This is a genomic window from Frateuria sp. (genome assembly GCF_035695185.1).
In the GTDB taxonomy this organism is placed as follows: domain Bacteria; phylum Pseudomonadota; class Gammaproteobacteria; order Xanthomonadales; family Rhodanobacteraceae; genus Frateuria_A.
The window spans coordinates 1-7085 of sequence record NZ_DASSES010000125.1 but is presented as its reverse complement, the minus strand read 5'-3'; the positions used below and the strand labels follow the sequence as shown (position 1 = coordinate 7085).

Here is a 7085-nt window from a genome sequence, read left to right as displayed (position 1 = left end):
CTGTATTTCGACAAGTGGGATTACCACTTCGACTGGCAGTTCCTGCACGGACGCAACCACAAATGAGCCACCGGCCGGCCAGGGGCAGACAACAGGCGGCGGTTCTTACAAGTAACCAACAGTTCAACTGACATCGACCCGGGGTCGAGGGGAGAAGGGGAAATGAGCAGCAGGGTTTGGAACGTCCGCAGGACCGCGCTTTGCATGGCGCTCGGCTTCGGACTGGCATCGCTGGCCGTGCCGGCGGCCTTCGCCGGCAGCAATGACGGATCGGTCATCGGCCACACCGCCGCCAGCGCCGTGGTGACCATCACCAACACCGAGAACGGCTTCACCCGCAGCGTCACCGCCGATGCGCAGGGCAACTACCGCATCCCGTTCCTCCCGGTGGGCACCTACACCCTGCAGGCGACCAGCGGCGGCACGCCGGTGGGCAAGCCGGTCCAGGTCGCCGTCAGCCTCGGCAGCGCCACCACGGCCGACATCGGTGGTGAAGCGGAGGCCACGGAGCTCGCGACGATCCGCGTCAGCGGGACGATCCTGCCGGGCGTGGATGTCTCCTCCACCGAGTCGGCGCTGAACATCACCGCGCAGGACATCCAGCGCCTTCCGGTGGAGCGCAACGTCAGCGCCGTCGCCCTGCTGGCGCCGGGCGTGACGCCCGGTTCGGCGGGCTTCGGCGGCATCTCCTTCGGCGGCTCCTCGGTGGCCGAGAACGCGTTCTACATCAACGGCCTCAACGTCACCGATTTCTACAACCGCATCGGCTTCTCCGAGGCGCCGTTCGACTTCTACCAGGAGTTCCAGGTCAAGACCGGCGGCTATTCGGTCGAGTACGGCCGCACCACCGGCGGCGTGATCAACGCGGTGGCCAAGTCGGGCAGCAATGTCTTCCACTTCGGCAGCAAGCTGGTCTGGGCGCCGCGCGACTGGGAGGCGAGCGCACGCGACAGCTACCTCGATGGCGACCGCTACCTCACCCGCAGTCGCGACTCGACCGACTCCACCCGCCTGAACGTGTGGGCGTCCGGGCCGATCGTGAAGGACAAGCTGTTCTTCTTCGCCATGTACGAAGGCCGCGACATCCGCCCGCAGAACACCGACGATGCCGGCAACAGCTTCGACAAGGGCAAGTCGAACGACGGCTTCTGGGGCACCACCATCGACTGGAACATCACCAGCAGCAACATCCTCAGCCTGATGGCGTTCTCCAACAAGAACCGCACCGACACCAGTACCTACGCCTACGACTTCGACAGCAAGACGCGCGGCGACAAGCTCGCCGACTCCTACTCCGAAAACGGTGGCCGCAACTGGGCGCTGACCTGGACCTCCTACTTCACCGACGACCTGTCGATGAAGCTGATGTACGGCCGCAACGACCGCACCAGCGTGGCGGCCTCGCCCGCGGACGCCGCCTGCAACTACGTGACACGGGACGCGGGCGTGGAAGACCCGGGCGTGCCGGTGGGCTGCACCAACAATCTCTCGGTGTATGACCGCGACGACCTGCGCAAGCAGGCACGCGCCGACTTCGAGTGGACGCTGGGTGACCACCTGCTGCGCTTCGGCGTGGACCGCGAGAGCGACACCTCCGACCTGAGCTCGCGCTACGCCGGTCCGGACGGCATCGAATACGACGTGGTGGCGACCTCGCCGGGCGCCTCGATTCCCGATGCCGAGAACCCGGTGCCGCCCGGCTACACCGCCTACGTGCGTGCGCGGCGTTACGAGATCTTCGGCAACTTCGAATCGACCAACAACGCCTTCTACCTGGAAGACAACTGGTCGCTCAACGACAACTTCGTGCTGAACCTCGGCCTGCGCAACGAGAGCTTCAACAACAAGGACGCCAGCGGTCGCAGCTACATCAAGATGGACCACATGGTGTCGCCGCGGGTCGGCTTCTCCTGGGACATGACCGGCGACGGCAACACCAAGCTGTTCGGCAACGTCGGTCGCTATTTCCTGCCGGTCGCCAACGTCATCAACATCAAGCAGGGTGGCGCGCTGCTGGACGAGCGCACCTTCTACGGCTTCGACGGCTGGGAGATCCTGGAACATGACGGCGTGCAGTACGCGATGCCCAAGCTGGGCACGCAGTTCGGCTTCAGCAACGACCAGGGCGACGGCACGGTCGGCGACCTCCGTTCCGAGGTCGACCACGACATGGACCCGGTCTACCAGGACGAACTGATCCTGGGCTTCCAGCAGCAGCTCGACCAGATGTGGTCGTGGGGCGTGCGCGGCATCTACCGCAAGCTGCACAACGCCATCGACGACATCAACATCACCGCCACCTCGTGCGGCCGTATTCCCAGCCACTGGGTGATGGCCAACCCCGGCAAGGAAGTCACCATCTGGGGTGACACCAATTGCGACGGCGTCGACGACGGCTACGTGTCGATCGATACCTCCAAGGCCGGCTACTGGACGGAAAACGACAACTACCAGTACACCAACGGCGAATGGGAGTACGTCAATTCCACCGGCGGCTCGCAGCGCGGCTGGGTCAAGCCGAAGCGTTCGTACAAGGCGCTGGAATTCCAGATCGACCGCGCCTGGGACAACAAGTGGGCGTTCAACGCCTCCTACACGCTGTCCTGGAACCAGGGCAACGCGGAAGGCCCGGTCAACACCGACACCAACTTCGGCGATACCGGCCGCACCGAGAACTTCGACGATCCGTTCGTGAACCTCGGCGGCAATGGCCCGCTGGCCAACGACCATCGCCACCAGATCAAGCTGCGCGGCACCTACGCGCTGACCGAGCAGTGGCACATCGGCGCCACCCTGGACGCCCACTCGGGCGGGCCGATCACCGCGATGGGCGTGGGCAATCCGTACAACTGGAAGAGCTATCACAGCTACTACCTGTGCACCGCGAACTGCACGCCGGAGGAGACCTACCCGAACCCGCAGGAAGGCGATACCTGGAGCACCTCCGACCGCGTGTTCGAGCACTCGCCGCGCGGTGGTGCCGGCCGCATGCCGTGGTTCGTGGACCTGGGCGCGAGCATTTCCTACGAGCACAAGTTCAGCTCGGCCACGTTCCGCACCAAGCTGGCCGTCTACAACCTGCTGAACCGGCAGGAGCCGGTGTGGGTCTACCAGGAGCTCGAACCGGGCGTGGGTGACCGCGACCCCTACTTCGGCAAGGAGCGGTTCCTGCAGTCGCCACGCTATGCGCAGTTGACCGTGTCAGTGGACTTCTGACACTCCCCGTGGGCGGCCCGGTCATCCCGGGCCGCCATTTTTTTTGCCGCCGGCAGGCCCGGCGGACCGCACTGTCCCACCGATGACCCAACCGACAACCAGCGCCGTGCAATCACCCGAGGGCACGGCTCCATGCACGACGATGGAGGACGGCACCACCTCCCGGGAGGCGGTGGCCGGCGAGGGGCAGGGCCGTGCCATGGCGTGTTTCGACGGGGTCGGGCTGCACGCGTTGGCCGAACGCCTGGGCACGCCGCTCAACGTGTACTCCGCCGGCGCGATCCGCCGTCGCATCGGCGAACTGCAGGACGCCCTGGCGGGGCTGGATGCCGGCATCTGCTTTGCGGTGAAGGCCAACCCGAACCTCGCCATCCTGCAGCTCATGGCGCAGGCGGGCGTGGGAGCCGACATCGTGTCCGCGGGCGAGCTTCGCCGCGCGCTCAACGCCGGCATGCCGGCCGACCGGATCGTGTTCTCCGGCGTCGGCAAGAGCGGCGAGGAGATCGCCGAGGCGCTGCGCGTGGGCATCGCGCGCTTCAACGTCGAATCGCTGGACGAGCTGCACACCCTGCAGCGGCTGGCGAAGGCGCAGGACGTCGTCGCACGCGCAGCGGTGCGCATCAACCCGGATGTGGACGCCCGCACCCACGCGAAGATCTCCACCGGCAAGTCGGAGAACAAGTTCGGCGTGAGCATCGCCGAGGCGCGCGACTGGTTTGCCGCGCGCCAGGCGCTCAGCCACGTGCAGCTCGATGGCCTGCACGTACACATCGGCTCGCAGATCCTCACGCTCGAGCCGTTCCGCCTCGCCTTCGAGCGGGTCGCCGCGTTCTGGCGAGAACTCGAGCGGGCGGGCCACCCGATCCGCAGCATCGACCTCGGTGGCGGGCTCGGCGTGTGCTACCGCGCCGGCGAGGACCGGCCGCTGCGCGCCGCCGACTACGCCGGACTGGTCCGCGAGGCGCTGGGCGACTACCGCGGCAGGTTGCTGTTCGAACCGGGTCGTTATCTGGTCGCCGAAGCGGGCGTATTGCTGACCCGCGTGCTGCGCATCAAGGAAGGGAGCGAGCGCCGCTTCCTCGTGCTGGACGCGGCGATGAACGACCTGCAGCGCCCCAGCCTCTACGACGCCTGGCACGACATCGTGCCGGTGTCGCCCGGGACGCGCCCGGCGGCGACTTACGACGTGGTCGGCCCGGTCTGCGAGACCGGCGACACCTTTGCCCGCGCCCGCGTGCTGCCCGAGTGCGCACCCGGCGACCTGCTCGCCATCCAGGGCACCGGCGCCTACGGCGCCTCGATGGCTTCCACCTACAACTCGCGCCCGCTCGCCGCCGAGGCGCTGCTCGACGGGGGACGCTATGCGCTCATCCGTCGCCGGCAGACGCTGGAGGAGATGGTCGCCGGCGAACAGCCGGCGCACGATTGGGCCACGCCATGAGGAGAAACGCCGCGCATGCCTAAGCTCGCCCGCCTCGCCCTGCTCGCCCTGCCCTTCGCCGTCGCGCTTCCCGCGCACGCGCGGCAGGATCCGCCGATCACGATCGACACGCACGTCGATATCCCGTTCACCTACATGCGCGAAGCGCGCTTCGACGTCGGCAAGGCCACGCCGCTGCTGGTGGACCTCGGCAAGATGGAGCGTGGCGGGCTGAACGCCGCCTTCTTCGTGGTCTGGGTACCGCAGCACGCGCTCGACGCGGCCGGCTACGCCAAGGCGATCGAGCAGGCGGAGGGGAAATACGAGGCGATCGGCCGCATGCTGATGATGTATCCGGACCGGATCCGCCTGGCGACCTCGCCCGGGCAGGCGATGGCCAACCGCAAGGCCGGCCTGCTCTCGGCGATGATCGGCATCGAGAACGCCTATTCGCTCGGCCACGACCTGCGCCGCCTGGACGCGGCCTACGATCGCGGTGCGCGGTACGTCGGGCTGGTCCACGTGGGCAACAACGACCTGTGCACCAGCTCGCTGCCGGACACCGAGCATGGCGAGCCGCCGATGAACAGCAAGGGGGACCACGGCATGAGCGACTTCGGCCGCCAGGTGGTCGCGCGCGCCAACGCGCTGGGCATGATGGTCGATATCTCGCACGCCTCCGATGCCTGCGTGCGCGATGCCCTGGCGGTGTCGACGGCGCCGCTGCTCGCCTCGCACTCCGGCGCGCGTGCCGTGCTCGACCATCCGCGCAACCTGCCGGACGACCTGCTGCGCGCGATCGCCGCCAAGGGCGGCGTGATCCAGGCCGTGGCCTACAAGGAATTCCTCAAGCACGACCCCGGTCGCGAGGCGGCCGAGAAGCAGCTGCAGGCCGAGGTCGCCCACGCGGCCGGCGACAAGGAATACGACAGCGACAAGCACGACTACCTGCCGGCGATGGCCGCGGGGATGGCGGAGATCCAGAAGAAATTCCCGCTGCCCACCGTCGACGACTACGTGAAGCAGATCCGCCACATGGTGGACGTCGCCGGCATCGATCACGTCGGCATTGCCTCGGACTTCGACGGCGGTGGCGGCATCACCGGCTGGAAGGACGCCAGCGAGACCCGCAACGTCACCGCCGCGCTGCGTCGCGCCGGCTTCAGCGACGCGGAGATCGCCAAGATCTGGGGCGGCAACCTGCTGCGCGTGTGGCGCGAGGTCGAGCGCGATGCGCGGCACTGAGTCGCTCCCTCCCCTGCAGCACAGGGGAACGCTGGGGAGGGGTGCCTTTGCGCACACCCGGACAACCCCCTCCCGACCTCCCCCTGCGAGCAGGGGGAGGAGCTGGATGCGTGCGGGCTTGTTGCTGTCGCTCCTGCTGGCGGCCCCGGGCGCCGCGGCGGGCCCGGCCAATCCGGTCTACGACCCCATCGTCGACGCCGTCGTCGCCCGCTATCACCTGCCTGGCATCGCCGTCGGCGTGATCGAGGACGGCCAGGTCGTCTATACCGCCACCCGTGGCGAGACCGTGGCTGGCTCGGGCCACCCGGTCACCTCGCAAACGCTGTTCAAGATCGCCTCCAACAGCAAGGCGATGACCACCGCGCTGCTCGGCCGGCTGGTCGATGAGGGCAAGCTCGCCTGGGACGACCCGGTCACGAAATACCTGCCCGACTTCCGTATGGCCGACCCGTGGGTCACCAGGCACATGCGCGTGGCCGACCTGCTCACCCACTCCAGCGGCCTGCCCGAAGGCGGCGGCGACCTGATGCTGTGGCCCGAGCCCAATGCCTTCACGCGGGCGGACATCATCCACGGCCTGCGCTACATCGAGCCGGGCTACAGCTTCCGCTCGCAGTACCAGTACGACAACCTGCTCTATGTGGTCGCCGGCGAAGTCGCCGCGGCCGCCGCCGGCGCGCCCTATGAAACCCTGATGCATAGCGAGGTGTTCGCGCCGCTGGGCCTGTCGCGCTGCCAGGTCGGCACCTGGAGCCGCGATGCCGTCGGCAACTTGGCCCAGCCGCACTACCGCAAGGACGGCCGCAACCGGGTCATGCGCGAGGACGGCCCGACCATTCCCGCGATCACCTCCGATCCGGCCGGCGGCATCCGCTGCGACCTCACCGACATGCTGCGCTGGGCGAAGAACTGGCTCGTGCCCACGCCGGCGCAGCTGAAGTGGCTCTCGTCCACCCAGCGCCAGGTGCTGCAGTCGCCGCACATGCTGATCCCGGTCTCCGACCAGCGCCGCGCCTGGGATCACACGCACGTGATGGCCTACGGCTACGGCTGGCGCATGGCCGACGTGGACGGGCAGTGGGTGGTCTGGCACACCGGCACGCTGGGCGGCATGTACTCGATGCTGGCGCTGCTGCCCGACCGCAAGAGCGGCTTCGTGTTCATGATCAACGGCGAAGCCGAGGACGCGCGCACCGTACTGGGC

The 7085-nt window shown here is 67.9% G+C and carries 4 protein-coding genes; all 4 read left to right on the top strand.

The window, feature by feature from the left end; translation table 11 throughout:
* The first annotated feature begins 162 nt into the window (after positions 1-162).
* Positions 163-3216: a TonB-dependent receptor gene (locus tag VFH59_RS10285; protein WP_325164800.1), complete on the top strand. Its 3054-nt coding sequence runs from the start codon at positions 163-165 to the stop codon at positions 3214-3216.
* A gap of 199 nt (positions 3217-3415) precedes the next feature.
* Complete coding sequence (gene lysA, locus VFH59_RS10280; protein ID WP_325164801.1) at positions 3416-4657, top strand: diaminopimelate decarboxylase; 1242 nt, start codon at positions 3416-3418, stop codon at positions 4655-4657.
* A 15-nt stretch (positions 4658-4672) separates the two neighbouring features.
* Positions 4673-5881, top strand: a complete 1209-nt coding sequence (locus VFH59_RS10275) for a dipeptidase (protein WP_325164799.1) — start codon at positions 4673-4675, stop codon at positions 5879-5881.
* Between the two features lie 106 nt (positions 5882-5987).
* Positions 5988-7085: serine hydrolase domain-containing protein (locus VFH59_RS10270; protein WP_325164798.1), on the top strand; the 1098-nt coding region annotated here is incomplete at its 3' end.